Source organism: Flavobacterium litorale (assembly GCF_019613795.1).
Taxonomy (GTDB): domain Bacteria; phylum Bacteroidota; class Bacteroidia; order Flavobacteriales; family Flavobacteriaceae; genus Flavobacterium; species Flavobacterium litorale.
Genome location: NZ_CP080429.1, coordinates 1396390 through 1411530, shown reverse-complemented (window position 1 = coordinate 1411530; position 15141 = coordinate 1396390). Strand labels below are relative to the sequence as shown.

Below are 15141 nucleotides of genomic sequence, written 5' to 3'. Positions count from 1 at the left end.
GAGGATTTTTATTAAATGAGACAGCTTAAAATAACCAAGCAGGTAACCAATAGGGAAACTGCATCTTTAGACAAGTACCTTCAGGAAATTGGAAAAGTAGATTTAATTACGGCAGATGAGGAGGTAGAGTTAGCACAACGTATTAAAGCTGGAGACCAGCGCGCACTTGAAAAACTTACAAAAGCCAACCTACGTTTCGTAGTATCGGTAGCAAAGCAATATCAAAATCAAGGATTAACACTTCCCGACCTTATTAATGAGGGTAATTTGGGGTTAATTAAAGCTGCGCAACGTTTTGATGAAACACGTGGTTTTAAATTTATATCCTATGCGGTATGGTGGATTCGTCAGTCGATATTGCAAGCACTTGCCGAGCAATCGCGTATTGTACGACTTCCGCTTAATAAAATTGGCTCCATAAACAAAATTAATAAAATGTATGCTTTGCTTGAGCAAAGTAGTGAGCGTGCGCCTTCGGCAGAAGAAATTGCCAAAGAGCTTGACATGACTGTTAATGATGTTAAGGAGAGCATGAAAAACTCAGGGCGTCACCTATCTATGGATGCGCCGTTGGTTGAGGGTGAAGACTCCAATCTTTATGATGTATTGCGTTCGGGCGAATCGCCAAACCCAGACCGTGAGTTGATACACGAGTCGCTTCGTACAGAAATTGAAAGAGCATTGGAAACGCTTACACCACGCGAGGCAGATGTTGTGCGCCTTTATTTTGGATTAGGTGACCAGCACCCAATGACACTAGAGGAAATTGGTGAAACTTTTGACCTTACTAGAGAGCGCGTACGCCAGATTAAAGAAAAGGCAATACGAAGATTAAAACATACCTCTCGTAGCAAAATACTAAAAACCTATCTTGGATAATCGTTAAAATTTTTAACCCAAAATTTTATTTTTTATTTAAAATTTGTATTTTGGCTGCTAAATTTTACGAATATACGTTATAACGATATAGAAAGCACTTACAGTTCAATAACTGTTCGTTTTTTGATTGATGATTGAACTCCGGCTGATTACCGGAGTTTTTCTTTATATATAAAACCCTAAAAGCTTCTCCATTAATTTGCCTTAAACCTTAGTCTAATTTTTTGTGCTATTATAAATTTCCTCCTTTTGTAAAATTCAATAAATGATAATGCTCTACAATTCATTTTTAAATTTATTCGTTATTTTACGGAGCAAAAAATAATAAAAACTGTCAATGCATAAATTCTTAAACCAAAAACTAACGCTTATACATCTCATTACTGTTTTAGTAATAGCTATAGGCATTTTATTAATTATAAATGGTAATAACAAGAAAGAAAACGTAGCCTCTTATGACAACGGAAATGTTACTGTAGCGGTAATAGACTTTAGCCAACCAAAACCCGAACCCAAAACTAATTATAAGTTACTATCAGGTATGGTTTTAATAGCATTAGGAGTTGTTGTTTTTGCTAAAATGTATTTTACTAAAAACCATACACCAACCACTGAGCCTTTAACAAAACTTACAGAAAAAGAAAAAGAGGTAACCTATTTAATACAACAAGGTAAAAGCAATAAAGAAATTGCAACAGAACTAAGCATTAGTTTAAGTACTGTTAAGACTCATATTAATAATTTATACAAAAAACTCTCTGTAACATCAAGAACAGAACTTACTGATTTAATGAGAGATAAAGAGGTCTAGTCCCAAAATCCAACCTGAAAAATTAGTTATTTACTTTTTTCAAACTCATATTTGTTTCCAATCAAAAAACAACAGATATGAACATTTCAAATCAATTTTTAAAAATCACTTTCCTATTTATTGCATTTAACTTTACAATAGTTGCAATGGCGCAAGATGTAAAAGAATGCAAAAAAATTGTACAAATTACTGCCGAAGGAATTAATACCAAATCGTCAGCAGTATTAGAAACTAAATTAGCTCCAGATTTTAGCATTGCAGGTCAAACAGGTTCCATTGCAAAAATGGTGCTACAACAACTATTTGGTCAGTTAAACGATCAGGTAGAAAACTATAAAGAAATTAACCAAACTAATACGAGTAAAGGGCTAGAGCTTGGGTATAATTTTTTTTATAAGCAACGAGGGGCAGTAGAAACCACTTTTGTATTTAATAAACAAAACCAACTTACAGATCTTCAGCTTTTTGGCATGCAAGTAAAAACAATGAGTGCTGATACCGAAATTCAGAGAAATAATGATAACGTTATTGAAGTTCCGTTTGAGATGGCAGGAAATTTAATAGCTGTAGAGGTTTTACTAAATGGAGTGCAACGAAAATTTATAGTAGATAGTGGTTCGCCAAGAGTAATTTTAAACACTAAATATATTGCAGGACAAGATAATGAGGGAAAGACAAGAATATCATCGACTACTAGTGGTGTTAATGGTAGTATAAATGGTATGGACATTGGTAAGGTTGAAGAATTGGATTTTGCAGGAATTAAATTAGAGAACCAAGAAGTTATTACTCTAGATATCTCACATTTAGAAGAAGATTTGGATACCGAAATTTACGGTTTAATCGGGTATGACTTAATTCAAGACTATGATGTGTTATTTGATTATGAAAATAAAAAACTTGTACTCATCAATCCAAATCATTTTGATAACTATAAGACCACACATTTACCTAATGCCAAATTAGAAACCGTCCCATTTTCTTTAAACCAGCATATTCCAGTAATTGAAGCGCAAATAGGAAGGAAAAAATATACCTTTGGAATTGACTGTGGAGCCGAAGCCAATTTAATTCATGAACCTTTGTTTGAATCACTTAAAAGTAATTTAAAAAATATTGAATTAGATAGTTTAATAGGAGCCGATAATAATCCGGTAGTAATAAACACAGCAGAAGTAAAGAGCATGAAAATTGGTAGTAAAAACTTTAAGCGTTTAGTAACTGCCTTTAGTAACATTTCACATTTAAACCAAGGGTATGGTTTGAATCTGGATGGATTAATAGGGTATGAAGTATTATCGAAACAAAAAACACTACTTTCTTTCAAAAGAGGTGAACTTGTTTTTATTGAATGATAAAGATGAATTTTCAATAATTCATCACTCAGTAGTTGTATTATAGTGTTCTTGTACTTATTGGAATTTTTATTTATATAGATTTCGGAAATTAAGGCTTTCAAAGCTAAAATCATAAAACTATCTTTGCAGTACAAACACTCACAACACTACAATGAAAAATACTTTAATAGCCCCATCTGTTTTATCGGCAGATTTTGCTAACCTGCAGCGCGACATTGAAATGATTAATAACAGCGAAGCCGATTGGTTTCATGTTGATATTATGGATGGTGTTTTTGTACCCAACATTTCGTTTGGTATGCCTGTTCTAGGTGCAATTACACGCCATGCAAAAAAAACAATTGATGTACACTTGATGATTGTAAATCCTGACCAGTATGTTAAAACTTTTGCACAACTTGGAGCTGCCAACCTAACAGTACACTTGGAGGCTTGTACACACTTACACCGCACACTGCAAGCTATAAAAGCTGAAGGAATGAAAGCTGGGGTTGCTATTAACCCACATACCAATGTAAGTTTATTAGAGGACGTTATAAAAGATATTGACCTAGTTTGTATAATGAGCGTTAACCCTGGTTTTGGTGGGCAATCGTTTATTGAAAACACATATAGTAAAATTAAGCAGCTTAAAGCAATAATAGCAAAACACGATGCCAACACTTTAATTGAGATTGATGGCGGGGTTAGCGATAAAAATGCAGTGCAATTGGTAGAAGCTGGTGCTGATGTACTTGTGGCAGGTAACTACGTTTTTGGGTCGGATAACCCTACTGCAACTATAGCAGAGCTTAAAAAAATAACTGCTTTATAATATTAGCGTTTTTTAATCATTAAGTTCCAATCGAACATCGATTTTTTTATGGCACTTAATGTTTTGTTGGTAAGCATTCTGCGCAATACCACTTTTACACCTATAAATAGTAAAGCCTTGTTAATAAAATTTAGCTTTGCTAAATTCATGATAATCTTTTCTGCCCTGCGTTTTACGTGGGGCTTTAGTTTATCTATTTCCTGCTCTTTAATTAAGGGCCAATTACTACCGTTAGCAAACGTTGGCATCGGAAAATATCCTTCCTCAGGATAGTCTGAGAATATGGGTATTATCTGGTAGCTGTCATCTTTAGTCGATTTAAAATGGTCGATATTAATTCCTGCGTAGCCATTTTTAAATACAGGATTATTATCAATAGCCGATTTAGGGATGGTAAAATAATCTCTCAGAAATATTTCGCAGTTAAATCGTCCTAAATAATAATCATGTACCCTAAACTCTTTACTAATAAACCCTCCAAAGCCTCCTAGTGTACCACAAGCTATAGCATTTTCGCCAAAAGCATCTACTTGGTTGCCTTGGGGATTTCTAAAATACCGCGAGGGCGATACTAAAAACTGGCTGGCATAGGTAGATTGCATAGCAAGCATATAATCTTCTGCCTTAACTTTCATTTGGTTGGTTACTGCTCCTAACAGTTTGCCAAATACCGAAACAATATCTTTATCATAATTAAATGGTGCACTGTCTTCTTTTGCCTTGCTCGGAAAAGGATCTATCATTAATACGGTATTGGAAAAAGTATCGTATTCCATATTCATTTTAACAAGCTCCTTTTTATCTAGTTTAGGTATTCTTTCTCTAGTAATATCGTCTAGCACTTCCCTAACCTTTTCAAAAGGCTCATTATTAATCATTCCGCCATCTACGTTAAGTGTTTTATGGTTTTCGGGAATATTCGGAATTTGGATAAAATCATCTCTAAAAAAGGGAATTTTACGTATATCGTCTGCTTTTCGCTCTAAAACCCTCGACTCTAAACCTATAGGGAATGCACCTGTTGCCATGGCGGCATTTTTAGCTATAGTCGTATTTTCTTTTTTTCTGAAGTTAAGCGGAATCCAACCTTCTTGTATTTGTTGCTTTTGTTCTGGTGTATCGTAAAGTCCAAAACAAGTATAATCGTTATGCACCGTCATTACATACTTCTCTCTCTTTATTGAGGAATTAAAGTCAATATTATAATCGTACCCCTCTAAATTAGATAATGTAGTGAATAATTTTACAGGATATTCAAAATACGGTCGCTCTGGTTTGGGTGTATTAGTAGCTGTTTTTACAATTTTATCGGCAATCTCGTCTATAAACTGTGAGTTAAGTAATGCTATTACGTTATCTTCCTTTGCGATATCGGAGGTGTTTAGCATTTTTTGGAACATATCTTCTCCTAAAAGGTCTACCCAAGTATTGTAGAATCTGTTTTCTGGGTGCTCTTTTAATATCTCGTTGGTAGCAGGTACGGGTACTTTTTGTATGTTGCCTTCTAGTGCCGATGCTGCAACTATACCCGTCATTCCACCTGCGGATGCACCACCAATAACTGGAATGGTTACTTTATGGGTAGGCACACCCGCTTGCCCTCTGCGGTTTTCCCATTCTTGGAGTGCTTCTAGCAAATAATCTACCACGCCTGCGGTGTATGCACCTGCCGAAACGGCACCTGCCATACATAGCCCTACCCTAAAAGTATCGTTTTCCATACTGTTTGTTTTAGTTCTCAAAAAAGCCCGATAGTACCTGTATACCAAATACTACATTGCCGCTTCGCAACGCTTCGTCCGAACCAAATGTATTGGTTGTAAACGAAAAACGGAAACGGTTATATACAGTTACCCCTACAATGAGCTGACCAAAACCAAATGGTTTTTCTTCTAAATTTAAGGCATCGTAAAACTGGTTGCCACCAAAATACATTCCGTAATTGGCATTGGCAAAAAAGTTAAATTCATTTTTATCGGTAGAAATACTTGTATAAAAATTTGCCCCAACCGCTCCGTTAGCGGTAGAGGTATCTATATCGTTACTAATTTCAGCAAAATCTACCGAGCCCTTTCCGTAAGCATTTAAGTAACCTACCCACGCACCTTCGTGAGCAAATAAAACGGGTAGCTCTGCATTTAAAAACACATTACCGCCACCTGCTAATAAACGCTGAAAAGCTTCTGTATCACCTGTAGCTATCAATTGTTCAGGTTGTTCTTCACCGTTTTCATCTGTTGTTGTTTGGTTATTAGCCGAGTTGGATATAAGTGTTCCGAACGATATACGCCAAGCTCCTAAAAATGCCGATGCAAGCTCACTCTCTATCGTATTAGCATTATCGTTTATTTGCAATGCTGCATTATTTACAAAATAAAAGTCCTTGTCGCCTTCTTTACTGTAAAGCATGTTATAAAACGACTCTTTGTGTTTTTTATAACTACTCGGAAAAAAATAAGGCGCTCTATTATTTTTCGCTACACGGGCTATATCTTTTTCTACGTTTTTAAGCAATTCTTCTTTATCGGCAATAGCTAACTTAATTGTTGTTAGCCTGCCAGTATCATCAAAACCAATATCCTCTTGCTCCATAGCTTCGTATTCGCGCTCCAATTCTTTTTCTAAATGCGCAATATCTGCCTTGTATTTATTTTGCTTAATTTTTAAATAGCGTAAATCATTTTCAAGGGCTATTTCTTGCTGCCGCAACAAATCGCGTTGCACTCTTAATTTTGCTATCGAGTCCGTAACTTCATCTTCTGATAGTGTACCAAAATTTTCTTTAGCTACCATATCAATGTACTTATCCAATTTTGCGTTTATGGAATCTCTTCTCTCAAAGTAAGCACTTAAATCGGGAGAAACACGTACTGTATTCCCACTTCGGTCTGCCTGTTTTATACTTGGTATTTGGGCATAGCTATAACAAGAAATTAGAATAACTGGAATAAGAAAAGTAATTTTCTTCATGGGTTTACTGTTTGGTTGGTTATCAAAATTAGTTGATTATTTCTTTAAAATAGTACCCAATACTAGGTATTTATATACACTCTCCTATGCACAGTAATAAATTTAACTTTATGGTAATATAACTTAAAACGTGGTTTACAAACAGCCTATTACGAAAAATCAATTATTTTTATCTAAATATTTTTTTAGGCTAAACTAAAAATGTATTTTTGCGCTGTTATTAAAAATTGTTCTAAACAAAAATCATGAGAATTTATTACGTATTGATATTGCTTGTTAGTAGCATGGCGTTTTCGCAAAACGGAACCATAAAGGGTAAAATAACATCCAATCAGGGCGTGGTTCCATCGGTAACGGTATCGATACAAAAGTTAGATGTTATGATTGTTGCCGATGAAAATGGTAATTATGAAATTAAAGATGTACCGCTTGGTACACATAGAGTAGTATTTAACTTTATAGGATTTAAAACCGAAACGAAAACGGTTAAAGTTACTAGCCCTACTCCAATGGTAGTAAACGTAACACTACAAGAGGATACTATGGCGCTTGATGAGGTAGTAATTACGGGAACAATGAAAGAGGTTAGGCGCTCCGAAAGCCCGATACCTGTAGAGATTATAACCCAAAAATTATTTAAAAAAAACCCAACACCTAGTCTATTCGAAGCTGTAGGAATGGTTAATGGTGTACAGCCACAATTAAACTGTAATGTTTGTAATACGGGCGATATACACATTAATGGTATGGAGGGTCCTTATACGCTTATACTTATAGATGGTATGCCTATAGTAAGCGCACTATCTACAGTATATGGGTTAAATGGTATACCCAACAGTATGGTAGAGCGTATAGAGGTTGTAAAAGGACCCGCATCATCACTATACGGTTCCGAAGCTATGGGGGGTATTATTAACGTAATTACTAAAAACCCAAGTAAAGCTCCTGAGCTTAGCGCTGATACGTTTTTAACAGACTGGGGCGAACTTAGCGTTGATATGGGGGGTAAATTTAGTGTTGGTAAGGCACATGGGCTTATTGGATTGAATTACTTTACTTTTGATAGCCGTATTGATAATAACAACGACAACTTTACGGATATGACACTGCAAAACAGAATATCGGTATTTAACAAGTGGAGTTTTGATCGTAACAATAACAGAATAGCTAGTATTGCTGGGCGCTATGTGTATGAAGACCGATGGGGTGGCGAAATGGATTGGACGAGTGCCGCAAGGGGTGGCGATGAAATTTATGGGGAGAGTATTTATACCAAACGGGCAGAGTTAATTGGAATGTACCAATTGCCTACGGAGGAGAAAATATTTACGCAATTCTCTTATAACTTTCACGACCAAAACTCATTTTATGGCGATGTACCCTATATGGCAGAACAGCAAGTAGCTTTTGTACAAACCTACTGGGATAAGCCTATAGGCGAAAACCATACCTTACTACTGGGTGCTGCAATGCGCTATACGTATTACGACGATAATACTCCTGGTACAGCATCGTCAGACGGAACTAGCAACCGACCATCGGAAACACCACTACCAGGTATTTTTATACAAGACGAATGGAAAGTAAACGAAAAACATACTTTACTAGGTGGATATCGTTTTGATTATGACGAAAACCACGGGGGCGTACACTCGCCAAGAGTAGCCTATAAATTTTCGCCAAATAACAACAATACGGTGCGAGCTAGTTTTGGTAGTGGGTTTAGAGTGGTAAACTTGTTTACGGAAGACCATGCGGCATTATCAGGTTCACGCGATGTTATAATTGCTGAAGAGTTAGACCCCGAACGTTCGTACAGTGGTAATTTAAATTACGTACTAAAAGTACCTACCGATAGTTTTTATCTTGGGTTTGATGTTACTGGTTTTTACACCTACTTTACCAATAAAATTGTAGGCGATTTTGATACGAACCCTGATGCCATTATATACGATAACTTGCGCGGTCATGCCATATCGCAAGGGGTGTCATTAAATGTAGATGCTACTTTTACGTTTCCATTAAAAATAATGGCAGGCGTTACATGGATGGACGTTTTCCAGATAGAGGAAAATGAAGCAGGCGATTTAGAACGTTTACAGCAAATACAGGCTCCAAAATGGTCGGGTACGCTGGTAGCCACGTATTCGTTTCCTAACAACTATAGCATCGACGTAACAGGGAACTGGTACGGACCCATGCGATTGCCTATATTGCCCAATGATTTTAGACCCGAGTATTCGCCTTGGTTTTTAATTGCAAACATACAAGGGACAAAAAAATTTGATTCTGGATTGGAATTTTACGGAGGCGTTAAAAACCTACTGGATTTCGTACCCGATAACCCCATTATCCGTCCGTTTGATCCGTTTGATAGAAATGTTGATGTAGATAATCCAAACGGTTATACCTTTGATCCTAATTACAATTATGCATCATTACAAGGTGCAAGAGCTTTTTTAGGAATGCGTTATAACTTATTTTAAAAAAGGATTATGCCTACGAGCAAAAAGCAAGCATTTTATTCACCAACGCTACAACAATTTTTTATTGTTGTAGCGTTAGTGGTTTGTATTACTACTTATGCACAAAAAAGCTATAGCACTACTTTTGAGTTATTGCCCAAATTAATGGAGGCGAACCCAAAACCCATAGTAATAAAATTACATGCTAGTTGGTGTGGCATTTGTAAGATACAGGACAAAAAAATTGAGAAAGACAAGGAGTTGCAAGAACTACTAAAAAACTCTTGCTACTTTATTGAATTGGATGGCGAATTAAAAGAGACTATACTATACAACGGTAAAGAGTACGGTTATAAAGCCTATAGTAAAACCAATGTTAGTAACGAATTGGCAACCGAACTCACACAAGGTAATCCTTCTTACCCGCATTGGATATTTATATCGGCGAATTATGAAATTATCGATACTTATGGTGGCTTATTAAAAGCTGACGATTTAAAAGCGATACTCCCCAAATTAAGTAACTACTAAACAGCCATAAATTAGCCTTCACGATAGTTTATCATACTCCTAACGTACACATATAGCTTCGGGAAGTGCTGGCGCAACTCGTGTGGCGTTTCAAAAAAATGTTCAAGTAATACCGCTGTAAACTCAAAACGGTTGGTATAGGCATAACTGCGGAGATAGTTGGACTCTAACAATGCCTCTCTGTTTTCTGGATGTTGTATGTAGTGCCATATCTTATCAAGCGTATCGCTAAAAATAACTAATGAGCTGCCTATTCTGCGCCTGCGTTTGGCATCTAAATGCAGTACATGGGCAAACTCATGCAACCCCAAGTTTATATTATCGTTGTCATGGTATAACCCTTCTTCAAAGTGTTTCCACGAAAAAACAACTGCTCCCGCCAAAGGATTAAATTCACCTTTGTGGTAATTACCCGTTCGGGATAAAAAAGCATCAGGATAGATTATAATTACCCTAAAAGTACTGTGCAGGTACCTGCGCATGCCAAAAGTAAGCATTATGGCTGTTGCTGCTATTTTTAACTGCATCTCGCGGGTAACGTCAAGCTCGTTACGCCCCATAAAGGTGTACTTATTTATAAATGTAGCTACACGATGCTCAAAGTAGGTTTTACGTTTTTCTGAAAGGCGTTTGTAAAAAGTAAAATTGTTGCGGAGTACTCTTTTATCATTAGCATCTAACTCGTGCTTTACAGGATAAAAATGCACGTATACTGGACGATTGAAAAGCAGAATATAGGTAGGCTCTATAATTAGCGTGAACAAAAACACAACAAATAGAGCTAAAAAAAATAGTATAATAATTACGTCCATAGTAGTACAAAGCCAGATACAGCAATAACTACATCTGACTTTTATTTATTGTATTTTAAGTTGCTAAAATACCTTTTTTAAGTATTTGCCCAAACTCGTACATATCCTCGTACGAGCAGTAAAAGGGCACAGGTGCAAGGCGTATAACATTGGGCTCTCGCCAGTCTACAATTACGCCATTTTCCATAAGGTAATCAAACAAAGCTCTGCCCTCTCCGTGTAAAAATACCGATAGTTGGCAAGCACGTTCTTCTGGATTGGTAGGTGTTATAATCTCAAAGGTACTATCTACTTCCTTATCAATTTCTTGCAATACAAATTCTAGGTACGATGTTATTAAATCCCTTTTTTCAATTAATGCAGGCATCCCTACCTCATCAAACATGCATACTGATGCTAAGTAAGGTGCTAACGATAGTATGGGCAAGTTACTAACCTGCCAACCATCTGCACCGCGTACAGGGTCAAAATTAGGTTCCATTAAAAAACGACGCTCTTTGTTGTGTCCCCACCATCCTGCAAAGCGAGGTAAATCCATGTCGTTATGGTGTGTTTCGTGTACAAAAGCCCCCGAAGCATTACCCGGACCAGAGTTCATGTATTTGTAGCTACACCAAGCAGCAAAATCCACATTCCAATCGTGTAATTCAAGATGTATATTACCTGCTGCATGCGCCAAATCCCAACCTACATAAGCACCTGCTTCTTGCCCTGCTTGGGTAATGGTTTTAATATCGAAAACCTGACCTGTGTAGTAATTTACCCCTCCTATTAACACAAGAGCCAACTCATCGCCTACTTGTTTTATTTTATCGAGTACATCCTCTGTACGAATGTTATGCTCGCCTGGGCGTCTTTTTATTTCGATAATCGTATCGTCAGGATTATAGCCATGAAATTGTACTTGGCTCTTAATCATGTATTGGTCACTCGGGAACGCTTTTTCCTCACAAATAATTTTATACTTTTTATCGGTAGGGCGGTAAAACGTTACCATCAGTAAATGCAAATTAACCGTAAGTGTATTCATCACCGTAACCTCTGTGGGCAATGCACCGACTACTTTACTTAAGGGTTCTGCAAAACGCTCGTGGTAGTCCCACCAAGGTCTGTCAGCATAAAAGTGTCCTTCTACGGCTAATTTTGCCCAATCTTCCATTACCTCATCTACATAGGCTTTTGATTGTTTGGGTTGCAGCCCTAACGAGTTTCCTGTAAAGTAAATTACTTGTTTGCCTTTTATATGCGGAAATAGGAACTCTTCCCGATATTTAGCTAACTTATCTTGTGCATCTAGTTGTTGTGCAAATTCGCGCGTATTCTGAAATTCCATTGCTGTTTGTTGTTTGAAGCGTAAAAATAAACAATTAAAAAACAGCATAAAATAAAAAATCCCGCTATTACAGCAGGATTTTTATAAATTATTTAAATAGATTACAATATTAGCATGGCATCACCATAGGTATAAAAGCGATATTTTTCTTTTACTGCCTCCTCATAGGCTTCGCGCATAAGGTCGTGCCCCATAAATGCCGAAATCATCATTAATAGTGTTGATTTTGGTGTATGGAAGTTGGTTATCATACAATCGGCAACGCTAAAATCATACGGTGGAAAGATAAATTTATTGGTCCATCCTCTGTATGGATTTAATGTTTGTTGCGACGATACTGAGCTTTCCATAGCACGCATTGTAGTAGTACCTACAGCACATATTTTGTGTTTGGCTGCTTTGGCATTATTTACGGTATCGCAGGCATCTTGGTTGATAATTAATTCTTCCGAATCCATTTTGTGCTTCGATAAATCTTCTACCTCAACAGGGTTAAATGTACCTAAGCCAACGTGTAGGGTAACTTCGGCAAAGTCTACACCTTTTATCTCAAGCCTTTTTAATAAGTGTTTCGAAAAGTGAAGTCCTGCAGTAGGTGCTGCAACAGCGCCTTCTTCTTTGGCATATATGGTTTGGTAACGCTCTGCATCTTCTGGTGTTACTTCTCTGTTAATGTATTTTGGTATTGGTGTTTCGCCTAGCTCTGTAAGCTTTGCTCTAAACTCTTCGTACGACCCATCGTATAAGAAACGTAATGTTCTGCCGCGTGATGTTGTATTATCAATAACTTCTGCTACTAACGAATCGTCTTCGCCAAAGTATAGTTTATTACCAATTCTTATTTTTCGAGCAGGGTCTACCAACACATCCCAAAGGCGTTGCTCTGCATTTAGCTCTCTTAATAAAAAAACTTCTATTCTGGCACCTGTTTTTTCCTTGTTACCGTAAAGACGTGCTGGAAAAACTTTTGTATTGTTAAGCACCATAACATCACCCTCATCAAAGTAATCCAATACATCTTTAAAAAGTTTGTGCTCTATTTTTTTTGTTTTCCTGTCTATTACCATCAAACGCGCTTCGTCTCTGCTCTCGGCAGGAAATTCGGCAAGTAATTCTTCAGGTAAATCAAAATTGAAGTTTGATAATTTCATATTTGTATTTCTAATTTAAGCGCTAATAGGAATACGCTATATTAATGTGATTGCAAATATACTATCGTAAAGCAGGCGTTGTCAAGTGTTTTGCAATATATTTATTGGAATATGCTACGGATTTCATATAAATTAGGCATTAAGAAAAGTTTTACAGCTTAGTAGCAGCAAAACCCAGCTTTTGAATGGCTTCCCAAAAATCAAGAAATGATTTGGATACAACTGCTGCGTCCTCTATAATAATAGGTGTTTTTAACGCCAATGGGGCAAATGCCATAGCCATACGGTGGTCGTTATAGGTAGCAATGCTAACAACCTTGTTAGCATTCTTATTATCTGAAAATAAACTGTGTGGCTGCATGCTAAAACTATTGTTAGTAATAGTTACTATTGCGCCTAGCTTCTGCAATTCTGTTTTAAGGGCTTGTAGCCTATCCGTTTCTTTAATTTTTAGTGTGTGAAGTCCCGTTAAGTTACACCCTACCCCTAAACCAAAACAGGTTGTTGCTATGGTTTGAGCAATATCTGGAGTGTTATTAAGTGTAAGATTAATTGTAGAAGGGATTGAGGTACTACTTTTAGTTAAGGTAATAGTAGTATTGTTATGGAAGTGTGTGGTAACACCAAAGTTATTATATATGGTTGCTAAAGCAGCATCGCCTTGCAGGCTACCTTCTTTAAATGAAGACAGACTTACCGTACTCCCCAACGGTGCCAAAGCTACTATGGCATAAAAGTAGGATGCCGAACTCCAATCGCTTTCCACCACAATATTTACTGGTTTCGGGTTAACGCCTATAGGTTGCACTGAAATTGTATTGCCTTGCATTTTAGCCTCTATACCTACTTGGTTTAGTAGAGCAAGCGTCATGTTTATATAGGGTAACGATGTTATTTCGCCGCTAAGGGTAAGCTGCAGTCCGTTTTTTAGTTTTGGGGCAATTAATAATAGTGCTGTTATATATTGGCTGCTTACGTTGGCTGCAATACTAACTGCACTAGCTTTTATTTTTTTCCCTGTTATTTGCAATGGCGGGTAACCCTCTGTACCTAAATAGGTAATTGTTACTCCTAAACTACGCAATGCTTTAACCAGTACACCTATGGGGCGTTGTTGCATCCTGCTAGAGCCTGTTAGTACTACTGTTTTGTTTTGTTGTATGGCAGAATAAGCGGTAAGAAAACGCATTGCTGTACCTGCATGGTGTACGTTTATAACGGCATCAGTATCATTTAATGCGTTTTGCATTACAGTACTATCGTCTGAATTTGAAGTATTGGTTATGGTTATGTGCGGAAAAAGTGCTTGGAGTACTAAAAGCCTATTGGTTTCGGACTTACTGCCCGATAGTGTAACGTGTGCAGTGGTAATGCTTTTTATTGGGCTTAACTTTATATCCATTAACTAATAGGTTGTTTATTTTGCGTAAAAATAGCCTATTGTTGTTGTTTTGCTGCTTTTTTTGCAGCTAACTTTTTACGGAGGGGTGTAATTAAAAACACATCCACCAACGCCATGGAAACTGCCCAAAAGACAATAAACTGCCATTTGTTGGCAATATCCTTATCTGTTGCCAAAATAATTAAATAGCCACCCAGACCATATAATACAAGCCCTCCTACAAAATGCCCTGCTTTCTCTTTCATAATCTATTATTTTTGAATGACTTATTCCAAAAATAAAAAAATTATTTCAATTTTTCGTTGTTATGATGCCTGTCGTGGTCGCGCTTTGTTTTAACATCCATCTTTTTATCAAAAGCCTCTTGCAGGTTAACGCCCGTTTGGTTGGCAAGGCATAGCACTACAAAAACAACATCGGCAAGCTCCTCGCCCAAATCTTTATTTTTGTCGCTTTCTTTTTCGCTTTGTTCACCATACCTACGGGCTATAATACGGGCAACTTCCCCCACCTCCTCAGTAAGTTGTGCCATATTGGTAAGCTCGTTAAAATAGCGTACGCCATGCTCTTTTATCCAGTTATCTACTGCTTGTTGGGCATTATTTATATCCATAA

14 protein-coding genes are annotated in these 15141 nt (G+C 36.9%); 6 read left to right on the top strand and 8 right to left on the bottom strand.

What is annotated here, in order from left to right:
• The first annotated feature begins 15 nt into the window (after positions 1 to 15).
• The 4 genes from K1I41_RS06230 to rpe all read left to right on the top strand — a co-directional run bounded on the left by K1I41_RS06230 (position 16) and on the right by rpe (position 3862).
• Complete coding sequence (locus K1I41_RS06230; protein WP_114677033.1) at positions 16 to 879, top strand: sigma-70 family RNA polymerase sigma factor; 864 nt, start codon at positions 16 to 18, stop codon at positions 877 to 879.
• 337 nt (positions 880 to 1216) lie between these two features.
• Complete coding sequence (locus K1I41_RS06225; protein WP_220639518.1) at positions 1217 to 1690, top strand: response regulator transcription factor; 474 nt, start codon at positions 1217 to 1219, stop codon at positions 1688 to 1690.
• Between the two features lie 77 nt (positions 1691 to 1767).
• Positions 1768 to 3045, top strand: coding sequence for an aspartyl protease family protein (locus tag K1I41_RS06220; RefSeq protein ID WP_220639517.1), 1278 nt, complete (start codon positions 1768 to 1770; stop codon positions 3043 to 3045).
• Positions 3046 to 3199: 154 nt separating this feature from the next.
• Entirely contained in the window at positions 3200 to 3862 is a 663-nt protein-coding gene (rpe, locus tag K1I41_RS06215; protein ID WP_220639516.1) for a ribulose-phosphate 3-epimerase, read from the top strand.
• A gap of 2 nt (positions 3863 to 3864) precedes the next feature.
• Here the strand turns inward: rpe and K1I41_RS06210 are convergent, their stop codons facing one another.
• On the bottom strand, positions 3865 to 5583 hold the full coding sequence (locus K1I41_RS06210) for a patatin-like phospholipase family protein (protein ID WP_220639515.1): 1719 nt from the start codon (positions 5581 to 5583) through the stop codon (positions 3865 to 3867).
• Between the two features lie 10 nt (positions 5584 to 5593).
• Positions 5594 to 6832, bottom strand: a complete 1239-nt coding sequence (locus K1I41_RS06205; RefSeq protein ID WP_220639514.1) for a coiled-coil domain-containing protein — start codon at positions 6830 to 6832, stop codon at positions 5594 to 5596.
• A gap of 245 nt (positions 6833 to 7077) precedes the next feature.
• Between K1I41_RS06205 and K1I41_RS06200 the strand changes: the two genes are divergently transcribed.
• Positions 7078 to 9318, top strand: coding sequence for a TonB-dependent receptor (locus K1I41_RS06200; RefSeq protein ID WP_220639513.1), 2241 nt, complete (start codon positions 7078 to 7080; stop codon positions 9316 to 9318).
• A gap of 9 nt (positions 9319 to 9327) precedes the next feature.
• Positions 9328 to 9828: a thioredoxin fold domain-containing protein gene (locus K1I41_RS06195; RefSeq protein ID WP_220639512.1), complete on the top strand. Its 501-nt coding sequence runs from the start codon at positions 9328 to 9330 to the stop codon at positions 9826 to 9828.
• 11 nt (positions 9829 to 9839) lie between these two features.
• On the opposite strand, the gene K1I41_RS06190 is transcribed toward K1I41_RS06195, so the two are convergent.
• The 6 genes from K1I41_RS06190 to K1I41_RS06165 all read right to left on the bottom strand — a co-directional run bounded on the left by K1I41_RS06190 (position 9840) and on the right by K1I41_RS06165 (position 15139).
• Entirely contained in the window at positions 9840 to 10640 is an 801-nt protein-coding gene (locus K1I41_RS06190) for a zinc-dependent peptidase (RefSeq protein ID WP_220639511.1), read from the bottom strand.
• Positions 10641 to 10695: 55 nt separating this feature from the next.
• Positions 10696 to 11973: a kynureninase gene (gene kynU / locus K1I41_RS06185; protein WP_220639510.1), complete on the bottom strand. Its 1278-nt coding sequence runs from the start codon at positions 11971 to 11973 to the stop codon at positions 10696 to 10698.
• Positions 11974 to 12074: 101 nt separating this feature from the next.
• A complete protein-coding gene (queA, locus tag K1I41_RS06180; RefSeq protein WP_220639509.1) occupies positions 12075 to 13124 on the bottom strand; it encodes a tRNA preQ1(34) S-adenosylmethionine ribosyltransferase-isomerase QueA in 1050 nt (349 codons plus the stop codon).
• A gap of 151 nt (positions 13125 to 13275) precedes the next feature.
• Positions 13276 to 14526, bottom strand: a complete 1251-nt coding sequence (locus K1I41_RS06175) for a 3-phosphoshikimate 1-carboxyvinyltransferase (RefSeq protein WP_220639508.1) — start codon at positions 14524 to 14526, stop codon at positions 13276 to 13278.
• 35 nt (positions 14527 to 14561) lie between these two features.
• Positions 14562 to 14771: a hypothetical protein gene (locus K1I41_RS06170; RefSeq protein ID WP_220639507.1), complete on the bottom strand. Its 210-nt coding sequence runs from the start codon at positions 14769 to 14771 to the stop codon at positions 14562 to 14564.
• Positions 14772 to 14812: 41 nt separating this feature from the next.
• Complete coding sequence (locus K1I41_RS06165; protein ID WP_220639506.1) at positions 14813 to 15139, bottom strand: nucleotide pyrophosphohydrolase; 327 nt, start codon at positions 15137 to 15139, stop codon at positions 14813 to 14815.
• Positions 15140 to 15141: the final 2 nt, after the last annotated feature.

What these genes read in the sequence shown, in the direction of transcription:
- K1I41_RS06230 (WP_114677033.1), top strand. Translation starts at nt 16, where the DNA reads ATGAGACAGCTTAAAATAACCAAGCAGGTAACCAATAGGGAAACTGCA.
- K1I41_RS06225 (WP_220639518.1), top strand. Translation starts at nt 1,217, where the DNA reads ATGCATAAATTCTTAAACCAAAAACTAACGCTTATACATCTCATTACT.
- K1I41_RS06220 (WP_220639517.1), top strand. Translation starts at nt 1,768, where the DNA reads ATGAACATTTCAAATCAATTTTTAAAAATCACTTTCCTATTTATTGCA.
- rpe (WP_220639516.1), top strand. Translation starts at nt 3,200, where the DNA reads ATGAAAAATACTTTAATAGCCCCATCTGTTTTATCGGCAGATTTTGCT.
- K1I41_RS06210 (WP_220639515.1), bottom strand. Translation starts at nt 5,583, where the DNA reads ATGGAAAACGATACTTTTAGGGTAGGGCTATGTATGGCAGGTGCCGTT.
- K1I41_RS06205 (WP_220639514.1), bottom strand. Translation starts at nt 6,832, where the DNA reads ATGAAGAAAATTACTTTTCTTATTCCAGTTATTCTAATTTCTTGTTAT.
- K1I41_RS06200 (WP_220639513.1), top strand. Translation starts at nt 7,078, where the DNA reads ATGAGAATTTATTACGTATTGATATTGCTTGTTAGTAGCATGGCGTTT.
- K1I41_RS06195 (WP_220639512.1), top strand. Translation starts at nt 9,328, where the DNA reads ATGCCTACGAGCAAAAAGCAAGCATTTTATTCACCAACGCTACAACAA.
- K1I41_RS06190 (WP_220639511.1), bottom strand. Translation starts at nt 10,640, where the DNA reads ATGGACGTAATTATTATACTATTTTTTTTAGCTCTATTTGTTGTGTTT.
- kynU (WP_220639510.1), bottom strand. Translation starts at nt 11,973, where the DNA reads ATGGAATTTCAGAATACGCGCGAATTTGCACAACAACTAGATGCACAA.
- queA (WP_220639509.1), bottom strand. Translation starts at nt 13,124, where the DNA reads ATGAAATTATCAAACTTCAATTTTGATTTACCTGAAGAATTACTTGCC.
- K1I41_RS06175 (WP_220639508.1), bottom strand. Translation starts at nt 14,526, where the DNA reads ATGGATATAAAGTTAAGCCCAATAAAAAGCATTACCACTGCACACGTT.
- K1I41_RS06170 (WP_220639507.1), bottom strand. Translation starts at nt 14,771, where the DNA reads ATGAAAGAGAAAGCAGGGCATTTTGTAGGAGGGCTTGTATTATATGGT.
- K1I41_RS06165 (WP_220639506.1), bottom strand. Translation starts at nt 15,139, where the DNA reads ATGGATATAAATAATGCCCAACAAGCAGTAGATAACTGGATAAAAGAG.